The 23,124-nt window shown below is 38.0% G+C and carries 11 protein-coding genes; all 11 read left to right on the top strand.

What is annotated here, in order from left to right:
* Window positions 1–161: 161 nt before the first annotated feature.
* The 11 genes from KMP11_RS04595 (at window position 162) to KMP11_RS04550 (ending at window position 22,819) form a co-directional block, all read left to right on the top strand.
* Window positions 162–1,142, top strand: coding sequence for a thiamine pyrophosphate-dependent dehydrogenase E1 component subunit alpha (locus KMP11_RS04595; RefSeq protein WP_215756300.1), 981 nt, complete (start codon window positions 162–164; stop codon window positions 1,140–1,142).
* 50 nt (window positions 1,143–1,192) lie between these two features.
* Window positions 1,193–2,179: an alpha-ketoacid dehydrogenase subunit beta gene (locus KMP11_RS04590; protein ID WP_215756301.1), complete on the top strand. Its 987-nt coding sequence runs from the start codon at window positions 1,193–1,195 to the stop codon at window positions 2,177–2,179.
* A 31-nt stretch (window positions 2,180–2,210) separates the two neighbouring features.
* Window positions 2,211–3,329, top strand: a complete 1,119-nt coding sequence (locus tag KMP11_RS04585; protein ID WP_253195936.1) for a dihydrolipoamide acetyltransferase — start codon at window positions 2,211–2,213, stop codon at window positions 3,327–3,329.
* 68 nt (window positions 3,330–3,397) lie between these two features.
* The gene (gene lpdA / locus KMP11_RS04580; RefSeq protein ID WP_216279569.1) at window positions 3,398–5,146 is read left to right on the top strand and encodes a dihydrolipoyl dehydrogenase; all 1,749 of its coding nucleotides are present in this window, start codon (window positions 3,398–3,400) and stop codon (window positions 5,144–5,146) included.
* Window positions 5,147–6,011: 865 nt separating this feature from the next.
* Window positions 6,012–7,469: a S1C family serine protease gene (locus tag KMP11_RS04575; RefSeq protein ID WP_216279568.1), complete on the top strand. Its 1,458-nt coding sequence runs from the start codon at window positions 6,012–6,014 to the stop codon at window positions 7,467–7,469.
* 196 nt (window positions 7,470–7,665) lie between these two features.
* The gene (gene galU, locus KMP11_RS04570; protein WP_216279567.1) at window positions 7,666–8,544 is read left to right on the top strand and encodes a UTP--glucose-1-phosphate uridylyltransferase GalU; all 879 of its coding nucleotides are present in this window, start codon (window positions 7,666–7,668) and stop codon (window positions 8,542–8,544) included.
* 216 nt (window positions 8,545–8,760) lie between these two features.
* Window positions 8,761–9,222, top strand: a complete 462-nt coding sequence (locus KMP11_RS04565; RefSeq protein WP_216279566.1) for an S-ribosylhomocysteine lyase — start codon at window positions 8,761–8,763, stop codon at window positions 9,220–9,222.
* A 65-nt stretch (window positions 9,223–9,287) separates the two neighbouring features.
* Entirely contained in the window at window positions 9,288–10,634 is a 1,347-nt protein-coding gene (locus KMP11_RS04560) for a glucose-6-phosphate isomerase (protein WP_216279565.1), read from the top strand.
* A gap of 255 nt (window positions 10,635–10,889) precedes the next feature.
* A complete protein-coding gene (locus tag KMP11_RS04555) occupies window positions 10,890–14,519 on the top strand; it encodes a DUF1542 domain-containing protein (RefSeq protein ID WP_216279564.1) in 3,630 nt (1,209 codons plus the stop codon).
* A gap of 352 nt (window positions 14,520–14,871) precedes the next feature.
* Window positions 14,872–15,024 (top strand): DUF1542 domain-containing protein, encoded by a 153-nt coding sequence (locus KMP11_RS07935; protein WP_371741370.1) that lies wholly within the window; start codon window positions 14,872–14,874, stop codon window positions 15,022–15,024.
* A 340-nt stretch (window positions 15,025–15,364) separates the two neighbouring features.
* Window positions 15,365–22,819: a DUF1542 domain-containing protein gene (locus KMP11_RS04550; protein WP_216279563.1), complete on the top strand. Its 7,455-nt coding sequence runs from the start codon at window positions 15,365–15,367 to the stop codon at window positions 22,817–22,819.
* Window positions 22,820–23,124: the final 305 nt, after the last annotated feature.

The following is a 23,124-nucleotide window of genomic DNA, read 5'->3' as shown; positions in this document are numbered from 1 at the left end:
AAGATTAAAGGCTATAATTTAAAATTGGATTTTTATTTAAAATAATAGCTTAAAATAAAAAATTAAAACGCTTTATTTTATTTTGTTGACATTTATAATTTTTATATGTATAATAAGATATCAAGTAAAGTATTTTATACATATAGTTATGGAGGTAATTTATGGTGAAAACATCAAAAGATTTGACAAAAAAAGAGCATTTAGAAATGTATGAACTGATGCTTCTTATGCGACACTTTGATATGGAATTGAGTAAGCTTTACTCACGTGGCTTAGTTCACGGCATGACTCACTATTCTGTAGGCGAAGAAGCAGCTAATGTGGGGGCTATTTATCCACTTAGAAAAGAAGACTTAATGTTTTCTAACCACCGCGGCCACGGCCAAACTATTGCTAAGGGTATAGAAATAGACAGAATGATGGCAGAAATATTAGGCAAGGCCACTGGGCAATGTAAGGGGCGTGGAGGCTCTATGCATATTTATGATATAGAAAATGGCAATATGGGCTGTAACGGTATCGTAGGAGGAGGACACGGTCTATCAACTGGAGCGGCCCTTACTCAAAAAATGAAAAAAACTGGTAACATTGTTATTTGCTGTATGGGAGATGGGGCTACCAACGAAGGAAGTTTCCACGAATGTTTAAATATGGCATCTAACTGGGACCTGCCACTTATCTTCTATGTTATCAACAATAAATATGGTATATCAATGGCACAGGAAAGATGTATGCGTGTAGAAAAAATAACTGAACGTGCAGCATCATACAGAATTAAATCAGTATACATTGGAGATGGAAATGATGTTCTTGCAGTCTACGACGGAATACAAGAAGCAATCGAACATGTAAGAAGTGGAAAAGGACCTGTTTTAGTAGAGGCTGTAACATATAGATGGTTTGGACATTCAGCTTCTGATGCAGGAAAATATCGTAGTCGTGAAGAAGTTGCAGAGTGGAAATTAAAAGACCCAAATGCAAAATATAGATCATACTTGTTAGAAAATGCAATTGCAACAGAAGATGAATTAGTTAAACTTGAGGAAGCATCGAAAGCTATTATTGACGACGCTGTGGAATTTGCAAAAGAATCACCATTTGCAGAACCAGAAATAGCATTTCAAGACAACTATGCAGACTAATTATAAATTGTTACAATTATTATAGAAATAATTTTAGGAGAAATATTGATATGACAAAACAAACTATGACAGTACGTGAAGCTATAAAAGAAGCAATGACTGCTGAAATGCGTGCTGATGAAACTGTATTTTTAATGGGTGAAGACGTGGGTATCTTTGGTGGGGACTTTGGAACTACCGTAGGTATGTTAGAAGAATTTGGACCTGAAAGAGTACTAGATACACCCATTTCAGAAGCCGCTATTGCCGGCTCAGCCGCTGGGGCGGCTGCCACAGGCATGAGACCAATTATTGATATTACATTTATGGATTTTATAACAATAGCTATGGATGCTATTGTAAACCAAGCGGCACCGATGAGATATATGCTAGGTGGAGAAGTCCAGGTTCCTGTAGTTTATCGTTGTGCATCTGGTTCAGGTACGGGAGCCGCCGCTCAACATTGTAAAGCCTTAGAATCATGGTTTTGCCATATTCCAGGCTTAAAAGTAGTAGCACCAGGAACACCACAAGATATTTATTCAGTCTTGCGTGCATCAGTTCGTGATAACAACCCAGTTATCTACATAGAACCAAAAGCATTATTCGGACGCAAGGGTGAAGTTGATACAGATAAAGTTTATCAAATTGGTAAAGGGGAAATCAAACACGAAGGCAAGGATATAACCCTGGTATCTTGGGGGCGCATGCTAGAACGCTCATTACAAGCCGCCCAAGAATTAGCTAAAGAAGGAATCGAAGTAGAAGTAGTCGATCCCATAACTTTGGTACCACTTGACACAGAAATAATTATTAAATCAGTTAAGAAAACTGGTAGATTAGCTATTTGTCATGATTCATTTAAGACGGGAGGTTTTGGAGGAGAAATATCAGCTCGTATTTCAGAAAGTGATGCCTTTGATTTCTTAGATAGTCCAATATATCGTCTTGCAGGTGCTGATACAAATATTCCATCAGCTAAAAATTTAGAAAAATTAGTAGTTCCTGATGTAGAAGATATTAAGGAAAAAATTAGAAAAGCAGTAAATAAGCAATAAAAATCTCTAACCAAAGGAAGTGAAAAAACAAATGGCAGTAGAAGGAATAATATCAAACATTGGCAGAGAAATGGAAGAAAGAGATGATTTGAAAGAAGTAGAAAAAACATATTATTCTGGTATTCGAGCTACTCCCGCCGCAAGAGCCTATGCAAGAGAAAAAGGAATAGATTTAACAAGAGTTGCAGGTACTGGAGCAAAAGGGCGTATTCACAAAGAAGATGTAGTTAATTATAAATTGCATGATAAGATTAAAATTTCTCCCCTAGCAGAAAGAATAGCAGAAGTAGAGGGAATTAATATTAAATCTATCGTGGGAACTGGTCCTAAAGGGAAGATAATGAAAGAGGACGTTCTTGCCCTTATTAATGGACTTAAGCAAGAAGTTCCAAAAGCAGAAGCTAAACCAGCACCTAAGCAGGAAGAAAAATTACCAAATGAAAACAAATGGGGTCTTGTCGAAACAGTTCCTATGTCTCCAATGCGTAAGGTTATATCTAAACGTATGAGTGAATCTTACTTCTCAGCACCAACATTTGTAGTAAATGTAGAAGTGGACATGGCAGAATTACTAGCTCTGCGTAAAAAAGTACTGGACACAATCCTAGCAGAAACAGGTAAAAAAGCCACAGTTACTGACTTTGTATCACTAGCAGTAATTAAATCACTAATGAAACACCCTTACGTTAATGCCTCATTGTCAAAAGATGAAAAAGAAATGTACCTACACCACTATGTAAACCTATCAATAGCTGTTGGTATGGATAGTGGTCTAGTAGTACCAGTAATCAAGGGTGCAGATAAGATGAGCCTAAAAGAATTAGTAGTAGCTTCAAAAGAAATTACAACTAAGGCACTTGAGGGTAGATTAAAACCAGATGAAATGGCGGATTCAACATTTACAATTTCTAACTTAGGAATGTATGGGGTTCATAGCTTTGTACCCATAATTAACCAGCCTAACACAGCTATCTTAGGAGTTTCAGCAACTCAGGAAAAACCAGTTGTAAGAAATGGTGAAATAGTAGTTAGACCTATAATGATGTTGACATTGACAGCTGACCATCGTGTAGTAGATGGATTAGAGGGGGCTAAATTCATGAAGACTCTAAAAGAAGCTATCGAAAATCCAATATCATTACTAATTTAAAATTAAGATAAACTCTATATAAATTTAAGAATATTTAATTGAAAATAAAAACAAAGGAAGTGTCAAAAATGGCAGTAGAAGTAATAATGCCAAAAGCCGGAAGCGAAATGGAAGAAGGCGAAATTGTACAATGGTTTAAACAAGAAGGAGATGAAGTAAAAGAGGGAGAAGTTCTTTTAGAAATCGTAACCGACAAGGTGAATATGGAAGTAGAGGCAGAAGCAAGTGGAACCCTACTTAAAATTTTACACAAGGCAGGAGAAATAGTACCCGTAGTAGAAACTATTGCATGGATTGGGAAAGCTGGCGAAGAAATTCCTGGCATGGCCTCTTCATCAACAGAAGCGGCTAAAGAAGTTATTGCAGAAGTTTCAGCCGATGTAAAAGTACCAACAACAGCCAAGGAAGAAGTTCTACCACAAAGAGAACGTCAAGGAGATTATGACGTTTGTGTTATCGGTGGGGGACCAGCTGGTTACGTGGCGGCTATCAAGGTGGCACAGCTAGGTGGTAAAGTAGCCTTAGTAGAAAGTAGAGAACTAGGTGGAACATGCCTTAACCGTGGTTGTATCCCAACAAAAACATTCCTACACAATGCAGAAATTATAAATCATATTAAATCTGCCCGCGATCGTGGTATCAAACTTGTAAATGATGCTTTTTCTGTTGATATGCAAAAAACGGTTGAAGTTAAAAACAAAGTCTCTAAAACACTATCTGGCGGAGTTGCAGGTCTTCTTAAATCATACGGAGTTAAAGTTTTCAACGGAGTGGGGCGTTTAACTGCCGATAAAAAAGTTCTTGTAAATGATACAGAAACTATAGACGCCGATAAAGTAATTCTAGCTGGTGGTTCTAAGGTTTCTCGTATTAATATTCCAGGTATGGACAATGAAAAAGTTTTAACAAGTGATGAAATTTTAGACATTACAGAATTACCGTCAAGAATGGTAGTAATCGGTGGTGGTGTTATCGGTTCAGAATTAGGGCAAGCATTTGCTACATTCGGAACAAAAGTTACAATAGTAGAAATGGCCGACAGACTAATTGCTAACATGGACAAAGATGCATCGGCAGTATTAGAAAAACAATTTAAAAAACAAGGCATAGAAATCCTTACATCTTCTAAATTATTAGAAATCAAAGATAACGGCCCTGATTTAACAGTTAAGCTTGAAGGCAAGGCAGATATAGTGGCTGACAGAGTATTACTTTCAATAGGACGTCTTCCTGATAATGAATGTTTAGGCCAACTAGCTGACAAATTTGAAATGGAACGTGGCAGAGTTAAGGTTAATGAATACATGGAAACATCAGTAGAGGGTATCTATGCTCCAGGTGATATTAACGGAACTAAGATGCTTGCTCACTCAGCCTTCAAAATGGGAGAAGTTGCAGCTGAAAATGCAATGGGACACCGTAAAAAAATTGACCTAAAATCTACACCGGCGGCAATCTACACCCACCCAGAAATCGCCATGGTAGGTTTAACAGAAGACCAAGCTCGTCAAAAATACGACATTAAGGTTGGACGCTTCAACTTTGGTGCAAATGGTCGTTCTTTAGCATCTAATCAAGGTGAAGGATTTGTTAAAGTAATTATGGATACAAAATACAGAGAAATTTTAGGTATTCATATTGCAGGACCAGTTGCCGCTGAATTAATCAATGAAGGTTCTACACTAATCCAAACAGAAATGACTATTGATGATGTTATGGACGTCATACACGGACATCCGACATATTCAGAAGCACTATACGAAGCAATGGCTGACTGTATAGATATGTGCATCCACGCACCTAAAAAGAAAAAATAAGGACTAAAATATCAAATTTACCTGTAAAACATATACTAAGTCTTGAAAAAAAAGACTTGACGGCTAAGCCAAAAAGATTTAGTTTGTCCAAGATATTAGAATTTCATAAAAGCCCTAAAGCCAACTCCTATAAGAAATAGTCCGTCAAACTAAGAAATTAAACTTGCTATAGTTCTCATCTTCTTTAAATAGGATTTTAGAACTATAAAATAAAAAATCCAAAGTTAAGGCTTTGGATTTTTATTTTTTACTTGCTTATAGGTAAAGTATTAGTAAAATAAAATACTGACTGGGTCAAGCAAGGAAACTGTATAAAAAATTCATCATTTCTTAAGACATTAAGCAAAAAACTATTTATTACTGGGGACTTGAATTAAAATTCCACTTGCAAAAAAGCTTTATTTTTTGCAAAAATTAAAAATGAAATAAAAAATTATTAGGATAAGTATAAAGAATACAGGTCTGTACACCTCCACATAAAAATTATCAGGTTTTGGAAAGGGCTTATAGTAGAAAAAACTATGCACTTAATATTAGAACTAGGGAAATTCCATTTTTTCATTTTGATTACTTTTAAAATATCCTTTATAAAAATAGCTAGCAAGCCAAAAGCCAAAGTAAAAATACTAAAAATAATACTGGCATGTTGATAATATTTAATCTTTTATCAAGGCCTAAGTTGCTCGTCAAAGTATATAAAAATAAGTTTAGTAGACAGTAAAAATATAAAATAATTCTTTAATCATAACAGCCCATAATTTTTTTAATTATAAGATTTAGAAAACTTAAAAAGAATATAAATTAAAATTTAAGTTTTCTTTTAATTAAGCATGCTAGAATAAAAAACATACAGGAGGTAACTTTTATGAACGATAATAAAAATACGGAAAATGAAGAACTAAATAATAATTCTGCTAGACCAGCTGACAATTTTGAAGCTACTAATCATAGCAAAGAAAGCAATAAGGGAAATTTTGAAACTACTAATCATAACAAAGAAAGCAATAAGGAAAATTTTGGAGCTACTAATCATGGCAAAGAAAGCAACAAGGGAAATTTTGAAGCTTATTCTTCTAAAGAAAATATAGAAAATAATATTTCTAAAGACTCTGCAAATAATCAGGCTAATTTTAATGAAGAAGTAAAAAATAAAAATAATGTAAATTTAAAATACGCCCTAATGTTTGCAACAGTTTTTGCCCTGGGAGGATTAAGTGTTTTTGGAGTCCAAGGCTTTATGCAGGGGGCTAAAATAGTCCAAATTTCCAAAGTAGCGCCGTCAGCCCAAGAAGAAGCTAGCGAAACAACAAATATTAATGCCGTTTCCAAGTCTAAGGACGCCGTTGTGTCAGTAGTTAGTTATGCCAGCCCAAAAAATCTTTCCGGCCTGTCTAATATTATTGGAGACAAGGCCAAAAAAGGAGACTTGCAGGCCATAGCCAATGGTAGTGGAGTAATTTATAAAAAAGATGGTTCTTATGCCTATGTGGTAACTAATCATCACGTAATAAATGGAGCAGAAAAGGTGGATGTGGTACTAAGTGATGGTACAAGCGTCAGTGCTGAAATACTAGGTAGCGATATTTGGACAGACCTAACAGTTTTAAAAATTAGTGCTGAAAATGTTAAGGTCATAATGGCCTTTTCAAATAGCGATGAGGTGGCAGTCGGGCAAACAGCCCTTGCCATTGGTTCTCCCCTGGGCCTGTCCCTATCTAATTCGGTTACTCGGGGCATAGTTTCATCCAAGGAAAGACAAATACCCATTGACATAAACAATGACGGCTCTTACGACTGGTATCAAACGGTTATTCAAACTGACGCCGCCATAAATCCAGGCAATAGTGGTGGAGCCCTAATCAATAGTTCGGGAGAATTAATAGGAATAAATGAACTTAAAATTTCTAATGTAAGAGAGGGAATTAGTGCCGAGGGTATTGGTTTTGTAATTCCAGCAAATGAAGTAAAAATAATAGCTGAACAACTAGAAAAAAATGGCAAGGTTTCAAGACCAGCCCTGGGAGTACAGTTAGCATCCTTGTCAACAATAAATAAAAATTTAGCCGAAGAAAAATTAAATTACGACACCAGCAAAAAAGGCGTGGTAATAAAAAGTGTCGAAGCTGGAAGTGCGGCTGAAAAATCAAACTTGAAAGACTATGACATAATTACCAAAATTAATGACACCAATATAGAAAGCATAGCCGACCTTAGAAAATACTTATTCGAAAAAACAAAAATAGGGGAAACAATAAATATTACCTACTACCGCCAGGGTAAGGAATATCAAACTAAATTAACCCTGGCCAGGCTAGATCAATAAGAAAGACACCTCAAATTTTTGAGGTGTCTTTTTTAACCTCTTATTTTTAAGATTTTTACTGGCTAATAATTTTTAAAAAATCAAATAAAATCCTCACTTATTAGAAAAAGTAAGAAAATCTATTTTAAAATAAGTAAAAAAATGTTATAATTTTACTGAAACTAAAAGTTTAATATTAAAATGTAAAGGTGATGAAATGAAAAAAGTAAAAAAAGCAATTATACCAGCCGCAGGCTATGGAACAAGATTTTTACCAGCAACCAAGGCCCTACCCAAAGAAATGTTACCCATTATTAATAAGCCCACCATTCAATACATAGTTGAAGAAGCCGTGGCCGCTGGAATAGAAGACATAATTATAATAACTGGCAAACCCAAACGTGCCATAGAAGACCACTTTGATAAAAATTATGAACTCGAGGTAGAATTAGAACAAAAAGGCAAGCTAGACTTACTAGAAAAAGTTAGGCAGGCCTCTAATCTAGCTAATATTTATTACGTACGCCAAAAAGAAATGGCAGGCCTAGGCGATGCAATTTTAACTGCCAAAAGTTTTATTGGCGATGAAGCCTTTGCTGTTCTTTTAGGTGATGACATAGTAGTTAATGACGGCCTTACGGCAACAAAACAGTTAATTAAACAACATGAAAAAACGGGAACTTCTATTGTGGGCGTGCAAAGAGTAGCCGATGATGCAACCCACCGCTACGGAATTATCGACCCAGCAGGGGGGCGAGATAGACTCTATGAAGTTAATAGCTTCGTAGAAAAACCAGCAGCGGGTACTGCCCCCTCAAATCTAGCAATCCTGGGCAGATACTTACTAACTCCCGGCATCTTCAAACACTTAGAAAAAAGACAGGTGGGAGCTGGAGGGGAAATTCAACTCACAGACGCTATTCAAATGCTAAATAAAGAAGAAAAAGTCTTCGCCTACGACTTCGAGGGTAGACGTTATGACGTGGGCGAAACTGACGGTTTTGTAAAAACTACCATTGATTTTGCCCTGCAAAGTGAATTAAAAGATGATTTAGTCCTCTATCTAAGAGAAAAATTAGCAGAACTAGAAAAATAAGTTTATTCACTACTTTGAAACTAATAATTTATAAAATTAAGATTTTGCTAAAATATTTAAGACCTCTACTTAGTCCATACCCTTTTTAAAATAAATCTATCCACTATACCACATAAAAATTTAAGAATTATTAATAAGATAAATTATTTGTATATAATAAATATTTATTGTAAAATAAATTATTAAACTATAAAAATATAATTTTACAGGTGAAAAATGGCAAAGGTAGAAAGTTTTGACTTAGACCACAATAAAGTAAAGGCTCCCTATGTAAGGCGTGCAGGCCTAGAACAACACGCCAGGGGCGTTAGTATAAGTAAATTTGATTTGAGATTTTTACAACCCAATATGGCCAGCCTGCCCACAGCGGCCTTGCACAGCCTAGAGCATCTACTGGCAATAAATATGCGTGATTATTTGGAGGGGGTAATAGACATATCTCCAATGGGCTGTCGCACGGGCTTTTACATGATAACATGGGGCAGGCCGACTATCCAAGAAGTAAGAGATGCCCTGGTAAAGGTTTTAGAAATTGTAGAAAAAACAGAAACTCTTCCAGCAACCAGGCCCAAAGAATGTGGAAATTTCAGGGACCATTCATTATTCGGAGCTAAAATTTATGCCAGGGAAGTTTTGGCAAAAGGAATTAGTTTAGACCCCTTCGAAAGAGTAATATAATATTACTAAAAATTAGATTTATAACTTACAAAATGACGATAAATATAACAAGCTAGGAGGATTATATGTATTTGAAATTTGATTATTCAAAAGCACGCAACTTTTTTACCCAAGAAGAAGTAAAAAACATGACGGACTATGTAAAAGTAGCCCACGCACAACTACACAATAAAAGCGGTCCAGGAAATGACTACCTAGGCTGGCTTGATCTACCAACAAATTACGACAAGGATGAATTTACAAGAATAAAAAAGGCTAGTCAAAAAATTATAAGGGATTCTGACGTCCTCGTGGTAATCGGTATTGGTGGCTCTTATCTCGGAGCAAGAGCAGCAATAGAAATGCTAAATGACAGTTTTTATAATTTTTATGCCAAGGAAAGAAAAAATCCCCAAATATTTTTTGCAGGCCACACAATTTCTTCTACCTACACCCAAGAATTACTTACCTACCTAAAAACAACGGGGAAGGATTTTTCTCTTAATGTCATTTCTAAATCTGGTACAACAACAGAACCAGCAATAGCCTTTAGGCTCTTTAAAGAACTACTAGAAGAAAAATACGGCAAAGAAGAAGCAAGGGGTAGAATATATGCAACCACGGACAAAAGTCGAGGAGCCTTAAAAACTTTGGCAGACAAGGAGGGCTATGAAACCTTTGTCGTGCCTGATGATGTGGGTGGACGTTTTACCGTCCTAACAGCAGTAGGCTTATTGCCAATAGCAGTTAGTGGACTAGATATCGACAGGATGATGGCTGGGGCCAAACTCGCCCAAGAAGAACTTGCAAATCCCGACTTGTCAAAAAATATTGCCTATCAATATGCAGTCATGAGAAATATTTTACAGCAAAAGGGCAAACTAATAGAATCCCTGGTTACCTACGAGCCGTCAATGGTCTATTTTAATGAATGGTGGAAGCAACTCTACGGCGAGTCGGAGGGCAAGGACGGCAAGGCCCTCTATCCAGCAAGCCTTTGTTTTTCAACAGACCTCCATTCCATGGGTCAGTACATCCAAGAGGGGAAACGTATTTTACTAGAAACGGTTTTAAAGGTAAAAGCTCCCAGACTTGATTTCACCCTAAAAGCTGAAAAAGAGGACTTAGACGGCCTTAACTACCTGGCAGGCAAGACCGTGGACCTTGTAAATACAAAAGCCTTTGAGGCGACCCTGCTAGCCCACACCGACGGAGGTGTGCCGAATTTTGTAATAGAATTACCAGACATGACAGAATTTACATTCGGCTATCTAGTCTACTTCTTTGAAGTGGGAGTTGCAATTTCTGGCTACATGCAGGGCTTAAACCCCTTCGACCAGCCAGGAGTCGAAGCCTACAAGAAAAACATGTTTGCCCTCTTAGGCAAACCAGGCTTTGAGGAATTGAAAAAAGACTTAGAAGACAGATTATAAAATTAAAATCTAGGACTTAAAATAAATTTTCATACCAGATTATATAAATCGCAGTTTTTCGAAAAAACAAAAAAAGGTTCTAAAAACTAGGATTTTTAGAACGGATATATATAATTTAATTTTGTATGAATTAAAGGTAAAAAACCTTATTTTATTATCTTTATTTTGGAAAACAAAGTATATATAGATAATAACATAAGCGTTCTAAAAATCCTAGTTTTTAGAACAAATTAAAATATTACAAGGAGAAAAAATATGTATCACAAGAAAAAAGACAGGTTTTCAATACGTAAATTTAAGATAGGGGTAGGTTCAATTTTCCTTGGATCTTTCCTTTTAGTTACGCCACAAGTTTTTGCCAGTGAAAAGGAAAATCCAGATACTCTAACAAGTGTCCAACCAGCCCAAGAAGCAAGTGGATCAGAAAAACCAACAACCCCAAAAGCAGGTCAGGCAACAACTAAAGAGGATAAGAAAGAGGACAAACAAGAAGACAGAGAAAAAGCAAGAACCCTGCCAAGTGGGGGGACAGAAGCCAAGACAGGAGACCAGACCTTAGAAAAAGGGGGAAGTCTGGAGCCGACTGCAGAAAAAAGCCCAGCCAATTTAGGCTCTGAAAATAAAAAAGCTGAGGCTGGAAAAGCTGAAAATAAAAAAGCTGAAGATAGAGAAGCGACAGAAGAAAAAACAGAGGAAAAAGCAGAAGAAAAAGAGAGGCACATTACCATTGAAGACTTCAAAAACATGGAGCCTGAAGACTTAAAAAAGCTGACATTTAAAGACTTTGAAGACCTAAAACCTAGTCAAGAAGTGGTAGACAGCCTATCAGACGAGCAAAAAAAAGCCCTGCAAGAATCTGAAGCCTACCAGGAATACAAAAAGGCAAGCAAGCCCCTAAGAAGAAGTAGAAGGGCTGCTCCAAGCAACAGACAAGCCAACCAAACGGGACTTATATCCGTACCCGGCAAAGACATAAACAAAGACGGAATCTGGTCTAATTTTGCCAATGAAAATGATGCGAGAAATGACATAAAACTAGAATATAAATTTCATAAAAACAGAGATGGTAGTTTAAATAAAAGCAAAATAGTTGTTACGGCAACCTATAATTCTGGTCATGTAAGAACCAGACTGGGTAATGGTGCAACCTACTACCTAACAGCACCAGAACTAGTAACTAATGTTATTAGCGTGGGCTATTTCGGTTATAGACAAGGATCTTCATCTTTAGCCGCTACTGCAGGTGGTACGGGAGGCTATACATCTTTAAAAGACTGGGTATCTGATACGGATAAAAGCCACCTATTGCATGCTGAAAGAACAGACGGCTATCCAACGGGTAAATCCTACGTGGAAAAAGGACAAATCGGGGCAGGTAGATTTACAGGCCGCTTTAATGATAGATATGTAGATGTGCTAGATGGTTTATTACAAAGTGGTGGATATAAATCGGTGCAAGAGAAAGCAGATAGGATAAAAAATAAGACTAGGGCAATAGTATCCTTTGAAACAGAAGCTAACAATTATGAATACCAACTAACTTATACAGCTGACCTAAAAAATCCCATAGACAGCCTTGATGAGTTGGACTTTCTTGCAGGATATAAGACTTACGAAGGCGACCAGGATAGATACGGTATAGCCTACCTAAAAGAAGGGGTAGAAAAACCCCCAGCACCCCCAGCCCAAAAAGAAAACCTAGCTATCCATTTAAGTAATAATAATAATAAGTTAATCTTTTGGGAAAATGAACCGACAAAAGAAGATATAGATATAGCAAATTTTGACGGGGATATAGATCGAGTATTAGTTGTTGATCCAGCTACAGGACAAGATGTCAATCAAAGTGGAACTTCGGGAGTTAGACTAAAATTTGGATATGATAAGACTAGAAAAAAACTTACTTTAAAAGCTGGTTCGCTAGTTGCCCCACTATCAGAAACTAATACTGGCCGTCCAGTACAAAAAAAAGATTTCACACTTAGGATAACTGGTAAGGGTCAAAATGCTAATGAAAATGCTGAAGAAACTATTACCGTAGCAACGGCAAAACTAAATAAAGATATTAAATTTAAATATAATGAGGGAAATTCTCCTTTCGGTTTATCACAAGTCTTAAAAGATCTTCTTGTGCCAGCTTACTCTGGATACAAAGAAGATGGAAGTGAAGCTGATGATATACCAATTCAGGCTCTGGGTAACGGAATAGAAGAAGTAATAAGAAATGGTAGAAAATTAAATATTTCACCTTCTTCGATTAAAGACCTGCCAGACGAAAGAGGGCTCAAAATAAAATTAGAAGTCAAAACACTTACTGGGGCAACAACTGTTATTGATGTAACAGTAAACAGATTAGCCAAAGACGCAGCCAAGGCAAGATTAGATAAGATAGCAGAAGATACAAAAAGGGAGATACAAGACAATATAACCCTAACATCTCAAGAGAAAACTTCCAAACAAAATGAGGTGGATGCAAAACTACAAGAAGCAAAAAGGAATATAGATAGAGCATCTTCAGTATCTGGTGTGGATGGTGCTGAACAAGCAGGAAAAAAAGCAATAAGAGCGATAGTAGGGGATTCTGAAGTAAAAATTGCTGCAAGAGATGAAATAGATAGAGTCGCAAGAGAAAGAAAAGAAGCAATAGAAAACAAGCAAGACCCAGGCGACAACCTAACAGAAGATGAAAGAAGAGAAAAACTAGCAGAAGTAGACAATCTAGCAAGTCAAGCAAAATCCAATATTACCTCTGCAAGAGAAGATCAAGATGTAGAAATTGCCAAAGAAACAGGAACTAAAGCCATAAACGCTGTCTCAACAAGATCACCTAAAAAGATGCAAGCATCAGCAGACCTAAATCAAGCCAAAACAGATGCATACACTGCAATAGGTGGATACGGACACCTAAGCCCAGAGCAAACAAGAGCGGCCAAACAAGAAGTAGACCGAGCAGTAGCTGATGCAATAGCAGCTGCAAATGACGCAACAACAAACAACCAAGTAGACAATGCAATACAAAAAGGAACAAAAAAAGTAGAGCTAGCCAAAGCAAAAGCAGAAGCAATAGATGGAATCTTAGCAAGAGTAGAAGCAGAAAATGCTCTAATAGACAATGAAGCAGGGCTAACTCCCGAGCAAAAACGATTAGCAAAAGAAGAAGTAAAAAAAGAAGCAGACAAAGTAATAGCGTCAGTAAACGGAGTAACATATAATGATGCTGATCCTACACGTGACTATGTAGGAGATGTAACAAGCTTTAAAACAGCAGGATTAGAAGACGTTGGACTGAAAAAAGCAAAAGAAGTAGCTAAAAAACACCTGGACAACAAACTAGCTGAAAAAACAGCTGAAATAAACGGACCAAACTCAAACCTAACAACTTCAGAAAAACGAGTTGCAGTAGCAGAGGCAGAAAGGCTAAAAACTGAGGCAAGCAGTGCAATAGATGGAATAACTGACGTAAACCAAATACCACCAGCCCAAACAACAGGAGAAAACAACATAGCTGGAGTAAGTAGCACAAACTCACCATCAAAAGCAGCCGCAATAGAAGAAGTAGAACTAGCCAGATCAAACGCCAAAGCAGCAATTGAGCAAAATAACCACCTAAGCCCAGAACAGCAGCAAGCAGCCAAAGACGAAGTAGACCAAGCAGCAACTGATGCAATAAGAGACATCAACGCAGCAACAGACAACAACGGAATAGACACAGCCAAAGCAAGCGGCTTAACAGGAATAGAACTAGCCCAAACAAAAGCAGATGCAATAGATGCAGTAGAGGCAGCAGTAGAAGCAGCACAAGCAGATATAGACGGTGATGATCTCTTAAATACTGATGAAAAAGAACAAGTCCTAAATGCAGTAAAAGCAAAGCAGCAAGAGTAGTAAATAGCATAAAACTCAAACAACAAAAATTAATACCAATGTAAAAGATGCAGGAATAGAAGATATTGTACTGAAAAAAGCAAAAGAGCTAAAAAACGTGTAGAAAAAACAGCAAAAACAAAGAACAAGCATAAAAACCTCAAAAAGACAGACAGCGAAAACAAGCTGCATTAAGAGATGTAAGACAAGCTAAACAAGACAATAGATGCAATAGATAATACACATACAAACACTGATGCAGCTAAACAAGCAGGAAAACTAGGTGAAACAAACATAAACAACGTCTCAACAACTCAAGAGCAAAAACAGATGCTAAAAATGCAATAGATCAAAGTAAACACAAACTAAGAATATAGACGGTCCGGAAACAACCAAAACAGCTGAAGAAAAAGCAGCGACAAAAGCAGAAGTAGAAAGACTGGCAAGAGAGGCAAAAGCCAATATCGACGCTGCAACTACAGACAGAGATGTAGAAATTGCTAAAACAATGGAACAAGAGTTATAGAAGGCGTTCCAACAAACTCAGCTAAAAAACACAGCAGTACAAAGCTAACAAGCCCAAACAAATCAGACACTGAATAGACGGCAAAGCTGGCCTAGAAGACCAAGACAAACAAAAGCTAAAGACGCAGTAGCTACGGCAACAAATGCAGCCATACTAGCAACAGGCTGCAACAACAGATGCAGACTTAAACACAGCAAAAACAACAGGAACAACAAAGTAAATGCAATAAAAGCCCTGCAAAAAACAAAACAAGCAATGAACAATAAACAACAACCCAGACCTAAGACCAGAAGACAAATTAGCAGCAAAAGAAAAAGTAGCAGCCGCAACAGCAGCCGCAATGGATGCAGTAAACAATGCAGCAAACACAAACGAAATAAACGCAGCTAAAACCCTAGGAGAAAACAAGGCAGACGCCCTAAAAGACCTAGCAGACAAACAAGGACAAGCAAATAAAGCAATAGACGGCAGTCAACACGTAGGTCCTGCAGACAAAGACTTAGCTAAACAAGCCATAGCAGCAGCAACAGCAGATGCAATGGGAGCAGTAAACGCAGCAGCAGATACAAACGGCATAAACGCAGCAAAACAAACAGCAACACCAGGAATAGACCTGGCCAAAGCCAAAGCAGCCGCAATAGAAGAAGTAGAACTAGCCAGATCAGACGCCAAAGCAGCAATTGAGCAAAATAACCACCTAAGCCCAGAACAGCAGCAAGCAGCCAAAGACGAAGTAGACCAAGCAGCAACTGATGCAATAAGAGACATCAACGCAGCAACAGACAACAACGGAATAGACACAGCCAAAGCAAGCGGCTTAACAGGAATAGAACTAGCCCAAACAAAAGCAGATGCAATAGATGCAGTAGAGGCAGCAGTAGAAGCAGCACAAGCAGATATAGACGGTGATGATCTCTTAAATACTGATGAAAAAGAACAAGTCCTAAATGCAGTAAAAGCAGAAGCAGCAAGAGTAGTAAATAGCATAAAAGCTCAAACAGACAAAAATAATATACCAGATGTAAAAGATGCAGGAATAGAAGATATTGTACTGAAAAAAGCAAAAGAATTAGCTAAAAAACGTGTAGAAAAAACAGCAGAAAACAAAGAACAAGCAATAAGAACCTCAAAAATGACAGACAGCGAAAAACAAGCTGCATTAAGAGATGTAAGACAAGCTAAACAAGATGCAATAGATGCAATAGATAATACACATACAAACACTGAAGGTGCAGCTAAACAAGCAGGAAAACTAGGTGAAACAAACATAAACAACGTCTCAACAGACTCAAGAGCAAAAACAGATGCTAAAAATGCAATAGATCAAAGTAAAGCTGACAAACTAAGAGATATAGACGGTCCAGGAAACAACCAAACAGCTGAAGAAAAAGCAGCGACAAAAGCAGAAGTAGAAAGACTGGCAAGAGAGGCAAAAGCCAATATCGACGCTGCAACTACAGACAGAGATGTAGAAATTGCTAAAACAAATGGAACAAGAGTTATAGAAGGCGTTCCAACAAACTCAGCTAAAAAAGACACAGCAGTACAAGAGCTAGGACAAGCCCAAACAAATGCAGACACTGAAATAGACGGCAAAGCTGGCCTAGAAGACCAAGACAAACAAAAAGCTAAAGACGCAGTAGCTACGGCAACAAATGCAGCCATACTAGCAGCAGGGGCTGCAACAACAGATGCAGACTTAAACACAGCAAAAACAACAGGAACAGACAAAGTAAATGCAATAAAAGCCCTGGCAGAAAAACAAAACGAAGTCAATGAAGCAATAAACAACAACCCAGACCTAAGACCAGAAGACAAATTAGCAGCAAAAGAAAAAGTAGCAGCCGCAACAGCAGCCGCAATGGATGCAGTAAACAATGCAGCAAACACAAACGAAATAAACGCAGCTAAAACCCTAGGAGAAAACAAGGCAGACGCCCTAAAAGACCTAGCAGACAAACAAGGACAAGCAAATAAAGCAATAGACGGCAGTCAACACGTAGGTCCTGCAGACAAAGACTTAGCTAAACAAGCCATAGCAGCAGCAACAGCAGATGCAATGGGAGCAGTAAACGCAGCAGCAGATACAAACGGCATAAACGCAGCAAAACAAACAGCAACACCAGGAATAGACCTGGCCAAAGCCAAAGCAGCCGCAATAGAAGAAGTAGAACTAGCCAGATCAGACGCCAAAGCAGCAATTGAGCAAAATAACCACCTAAGCCCAGAACAGCAGCAAGCAGCCAAAGACGAAGTAGACCAAGCAGCAACTGATGCAATAAGAGACATCAACGCAGCAACAGACAACAACGGAATAGACACAGCCAAAGCAAGCGGCTTAACAGGAATAGAACTAGCCCAAACAAAAGCAGATGCAATAGATGCAGTAGAGGCAGCAGTAGAAGCAGCACAAGCAGATATAGACGGTGATGATCTCTTAAATACTGATGAAAAAGAACAAGTCCTAAATGCAGTAAAAGCAGAAGCAGCAAGAGTAGTAAATAGCATAAAAGCTCAAACAGACAAAAATAATATACCAGATGTAAAAGATGCAGGAATAGAAGATATTGTACTGAAAAAAGCAAAAGAATTAGCTAAAAAACGTGTAGAAAAAACAGCAGAAAACAAAGAACAAGCAATAAGAACCTCAAAAATGACAGACAGCGAAAAACAAGCTGCATTAAGAGATGTAAGACAAGCTAAACAAGATGCAATAGATGCAATAGATAATACACATACAAACACTGAAGGTGCAGCTAAACAAGCAGGAAAACTAGGTGAAACAAACATAAACAACGTCTCAACAGACTCAAGAGCAAAAACAGATGCTAAAAATGCAATAGATCAAAGTAAAGCTGACAAACTAAGAGATATAGACGGTCCAGGAAACAACCAAACAGCTGAAGAAAAAGCAGCGACAAAAGCAGAAGTAGAAAGACTGGCAAGAGAGGCAAAAGCCAATATCGACGCTGCAACTACAGACAGAGATGTAGAAATTGCTAAAACAAATGGAACAAGAGTTATAGAAGGCGTTCCAACAAACTCAGCTAAAAAAGACACAGCAGTACAAGAGCTAGGACAAGCCCAAACAAATGCAGACACTGAAATAGACGGCAAAGCTGGCCTAGAAGACCAAGACAAACAAAAAGCTAAAGACGCAGTAGCTACGGCAACAAATGCAGCCATACTAGCAGCAGGGGCTGCAACAACAGATGCAGACTTAAACACAGCAAAAACAACAGGAACAGACAAAGTAAATGCAATAAAAGCCCTGGCAGAAAAACAAAACGAAGTCAATGAAGCAATAAACAACAACCCAGACCTAAGACCAGAAGACAAATTAGCAGCAAAAGAAAAAGTAGCAGCCGCAACAGCAGCCGCAATGGATGCAGTAAACAATGCAGCAAACACAAACGAAATAAACGCAGCTAAAACCCTAGGAGAAAACAAGGCAGACGCCCTAAAAGACCTAGCAGACAAACAAGGACAAGCAAATAAAGCAATAGACGGCAGTCAACACGTAGGTCCTGCAGACAAAGACTTAGCTAAACAAGCCATAGCAGCAGCAACAGCAGATGCAATGGGAGCAGTAAACGCAGCAGCAGATACAAACGGCATAAACGCAGCAAAACAAACAGCAACACCAGGAATAGACCTGGCCAAAGCCAAAGCAGCCGCAATAGAAGAAGTAGAACTAGCCAGATCAGACGCCAAAGCAGCAATTGAGCAAAATAACCACCTAAGCCCAGAACAGCAGCAAGCAGCCAAAGACGAAGTAGACCAAGCAGCAACTGATGCAATAAGAGACATCAACGCAGCAACAGACAACAACGGAATAGACACAGCCAAAGCAAGCGGCTTAACAGGAATAGAACTAGCCCAAACAAAAGCAGATGCAATAGATGCAGTAGAGGCAGCAGTAGAAGCAGCACAAGCAGATATAGACGGTGATGATCTCTTAAATACTGATGAAAAAGAACAAGTCCTAAATGCAGTAAAAGCAGAAGCAGCAAGAGTAGTAAATAGCATAAAAGCTCAAACAGACAAAAATAATATACCAGATGTAAAAGATGCAGGAATAGAAGATATTGTACTGAAAAAAGCAAAAGAATTAGCTAAAAAACGTGTAGAAAAAACAGCAGAAAACAAAGAACAAGCAATAAGAACCTCAAAAATGACAGACAGCGAAAAACAAGCTGCATTAAGAGATGTAAGACAAGCTAAACAAGATGCAATAGATGCAATAGATAATACACATACAAACACTGAAGGTGCAGCTAAACAAGCAGGAAAACTAGGTGAAACAAACATAAACAACGTCTCAACAGACTCAAGAGCAAAAACAGATGCTAAAAATGCAATAGATCAAAGTAAAGCTGACAAACTAAGAGATATAGACGGTCCAGGAAACAACCAAACAGCTGAAGAAAAAGCAGCGACAAAAGCAGAAGTAGAAAGACTGGCAAGAGAGGCAAAAGCCAATATCGACGCTGCAACTACAGACAGAGATGTAGAAATTGCTAAAACAAATGGAACAAGAGTTATAGAAGGCGTTCCAACAAACTCAGCTAAAAAAGACACAGCAGTACAAGAGCTAGGACAAGCCCAAACAAATGCAGACACTGAAATAGACGGCAAAGCTGGCCTAGAAGACCAAGACAAACAAAAAGCTAAAGACGCAGTAGCTACGGCAACAAATGCAGCCATACTAGCAGCAGGGGCTGCAACAACAGATGCAGACTTAAACACAGCAAAAACAACAGGAACAGACAAAGTAAATGCAATAAAAGCCCTGGCAGAAAAACAAAACGAAGTCAATGAAGCAATAAACAACAACCCAGACCTAAGACCAGAAGACAAATTAGCAGCAAAAGAAAAAGTAGCAGCCGCAACAGCAGCCGCAATGGATGCAGTAAACAATGCAGCAAACACAAACGAAATAAACGCAGCTAAAACCCTAGGAGAAAACAAGGCAGACGCCCTAAAAGACCTAGCAGACAAACAAGGACAAGCAAATAAAGCAATAGACGGCAGTCAACACGTAGGTCCTGCAGACAAAGACTTAGCTAAACAAGCCATAGCAGCAGCAACAGCAGATGCAATGGGAGCAGTAAACGCAGCAGCAGATACAAACGGCATAAACGCAGCAAAACAAACAGCAACACCAGGAATAGACCTGGCCAAAGCCAAAGCAGCCGCAATAGAAGAAGTAGAACTAGCCAGATCAGACGCCAAAGCAGCAATTGAGCAAAATAACCACCTAAGCCCAGAACAGCAGCAAAGAGCCAAAGACGAAGTAGACCAAGCAGCAACTGATGCAATAAGAGACATCAACGCAGCAACAGACAACAACGGAATAGACACAGCCAAAGCAAGCGGCTTAACAGGAATAGAACTAGCCCAAACAAAAGCAGATGCAATAAGTGAAGTAGAAGCAGAAAAAGCCCAAGCTCACCAAGACATAGACAACACACCAGGCTTAAGCGACAAACAAAAAGCAGACGCCAAAGCAAAAGTAGACGCAGCCGCTAAAGAAGCAGAAGCCAACATCAACGCTGCGCCAGACACAAATGCAATAACACAACCAAAAGAAAATGGTAAAACAAAAGTTGAGCTAGAAAAAGAAAAAGCAGACGCAATAGGTAAAATAGAAGTAGAAAAACAAGCATCAAACGACGCAATAGAAGCTGACAACAACCTAGACAGAGATCAAAAAGACGCAGCAAAAGACAAGATAACAAAAGCTGCTAAAGAAGCAGAAGACAACATCAACGCTGCGCCAGACAAAGACGGAATAACACAACCAAAAGAAAATGGTTTAGAAAAAGTCAAACTAGAAAAAGCCAAAGCAGATGCAATAAGTGAAGTAGAAGCAGAAAAAGCCCAAGCTCACCAAGACATAGACAACACACCAGGCTTAAGCGACAAACAAAAAGCAGACGCCAAAGCAAAAGTAGACGCAGCCGCTAAAGAAGCAGAAGCCAACATCAACGCTGCGCCAGACACAAATGCAATAACACAACCAAAAGAAAATGGTAAAACAAAAGTTGAGCTAGAAAAAGAAAAAGCAGACGCAATAGGTAAAATAGAAGTAGAAAAACAAGCATCAAACGACGCAATAGAAGCTGACAACAACCTAGACAGAGATCAAAAAGACGCAGCAAAAGACAAGATAACAAAAGCTGCTAAAGAAGCAGAAGACAACATCAACGCTGCGCCAGACAAAGACGGAATAACACAACCAAAAGAAAATGGTTTAGAAAAAGTCAAACTAGAAAAAGCCAAAGCAGATGCAATAAGTGAAGTAGAAGCAGAAAAAGCCCAAGCTCACCAAGACATAGACAACACACCAGGCTTAAGCGACAAACAAAAAGCAGACGCCAAAGCAAAAGTAGACGCAGCCGCTAAAGAAGCAGAAGCCAACATCAACGCTGCGCCAGACACAAATGCAATAACACAACCAAAAGAAAATGGTAAAACAAAAGTTGAGCTAGAAAAAGAAAAAGCAGACGCAATAGGTAAAATAGAAGTAGAAAAACAAGCATCAAACGACGCAATAGAAGCTGACAACAACCTAGACAGAGATCAAAAAGACGCAGCAAAAGACAAGATAACAAAAGCTGCTAAAGAAGCAGAAGACAACATCAACGCTGCGCCAGACAAAGACGGAATAACACAACCAAAAGAAAATGGTTTAGAAAAAGTCAAACTAGAAAAAGCCAAAGCAGATGCAATAAGTGAAGTAGAAGCAGAAAAAGCCCAAGCTCACCAAGACATAGACAACACACCAGGCTTAAGCGACAAACAAAAAGCAGACGCCAAAGCAAAAGTAGACGCAGCCGCAACAGAAGCAGAAAACAACATCAACGCTGCGCCAGACACAAATGCAATAACACAACCAAAAGAAAATGGTAAAACAAAAGTTGAGCTAGAAAAAGAAAAAGCAGACGCAATAGGTAAAATAGAAGTAGAAAAACAAGCATCAAACGACGCAATAGAAGCTGACAACAACCTAGACAGAGATCAAAAAGACGCAGCAAAAGACAAGATAACAAAAGCTGCTAAAGAAGCAGAAGACAACATCAACGCTGCGCCAGACAAAGACGGAATAACACAACCAAAAGAAAATGGTTTAGAAAAAGTCAAACTAGAAAAAGCCAAAGCAGATGCAATAAGTGAAGTAGAAGCAGAAAAAGCCCAAGCTCACCAAGACATAGACAAGAACACTAGCCTAACTCCTGATCAAAAAGACGTAGCAAAAGACAAGATAACACAAGCAGCCAAAGAAGCAGAAGATAGCATCAACGGAGCAGCGAGTATAGAAGAAGTTAGGGCCGAACTAAATACAGGTAAAGAAAAAGTTGAACTAGCCAAAAAAGAAGAAGAAGCCAAGGCGGCAGGAGAAAACGTAGCCAAAGCAATAAACAAGGCAGGTCTACTTGGCAATCCAGGACTAGGAGAACCTGAATTTAACATAGGAGCAGCAGCCCAACCTGAAGAAGAAGCAAATAACTTAGAACTTAAACCAGAAAATAACAATGCAAACCAAGCAAATGCCCAAGAAATAAAAGAAGGCAAGCTTGAAACAAATATTGACAATCTAGGTTATGCTTCTACAGAAGAAAAAGAAGCTAAAAAACTTACTAAAGCAGAGCATAAAGGAAAACATGCAAGTAAGAAACTAACAAAAACAGGAGAGGCAGAAAAAAATACAGTAGTTTATTCAACTACAGCTCTAGGATTAGCCTTAATGATCGCATCATTAAGAAGAAGAATTGACAAAGAGTCAAAATAAAGTCTAGGATAGCTAGGATTTAATAGGGTCATAAAATAATAAAATAATTATGACCACAAATAAAAATAAGAAGCCAATATATTGGCTTCTTATTTGCTATTTAGGCAAAAATTTTATTAAATTAAAATAAAAATTAAAAAATAAAAGATTTAAAATTTCGAGTTTTATATAATTAAAAATCAAAAAATCATTAATACTATTATAAAAGTTATATATGAATTTAATAAAAAATATAATTATTTTAATTTATTAACTTAGTATATCTAGAATTTATTGTATTAATATGTTATTATAGTATATAAATA

This window comes from Gemella sp. zg-570 (assembly GCF_018866345.1).
Classification (GTDB): domain Bacteria; phylum Bacillota; class Bacilli; order Staphylococcales; family Gemellaceae; genus Gemelliphila.
The sequence above is the reverse complement of the archived record's forward strand: the minus strand, read 5'-3'. Positions and strand labels throughout refer to the sequence as shown.

Bases quoted from the DNA above. Each gene is read 5' to 3' on its own strand.
- KMP11_RS04595 (WP_215756300.1), top strand. From the start codon at position 162: ATGGTGAAAACATCAAAAGATTTGACAAAAAAAGAGCATTTAGAAATG.
- KMP11_RS04590 (WP_215756301.1), top strand. From the start codon at position 1,193: ATGACAAAACAAACTATGACAGTACGTGAAGCTATAAAAGAAGCAATG.
- KMP11_RS04585 (WP_253195936.1), top strand. From the start codon at position 2,211: ATGGCAGTAGAAGGAATAATATCAAACATTGGCAGAGAAATGGAAGAA.
- lpdA (WP_216279569.1), top strand. From the start codon at position 3,398: ATGGCAGTAGAAGTAATAATGCCAAAAGCCGGAAGCGAAATGGAAGAA.
- KMP11_RS04575 (WP_216279568.1), top strand. From the start codon at position 6,012: ATGAACGATAATAAAAATACGGAAAATGAAGAACTAAATAATAATTCT.
- galU (WP_216279567.1), top strand. From the start codon at position 7,666: ATGAAAAAAGTAAAAAAAGCAATTATACCAGCCGCAGGCTATGGAACA.
- KMP11_RS04565 (WP_216279566.1), top strand. From the start codon at position 8,761: ATGGCAAAGGTAGAAAGTTTTGACTTAGACCACAATAAAGTAAAGGCT.
- KMP11_RS04560 (WP_216279565.1), top strand. From the start codon at position 9,288: ATGTATTTGAAATTTGATTATTCAAAAGCACGCAACTTTTTTACCCAA.
- KMP11_RS04555 (WP_216279564.1), top strand. From the start codon at position 10,890: ATGTATCACAAGAAAAAAGACAGGTTTTCAATACGTAAATTTAAGATA.
- KMP11_RS04550 (WP_216279563.1), top strand. From the start codon at position 15,365: ATGGATGCAGTAAACAATGCAGCAAACACAAACGAAATAAACGCAGCT.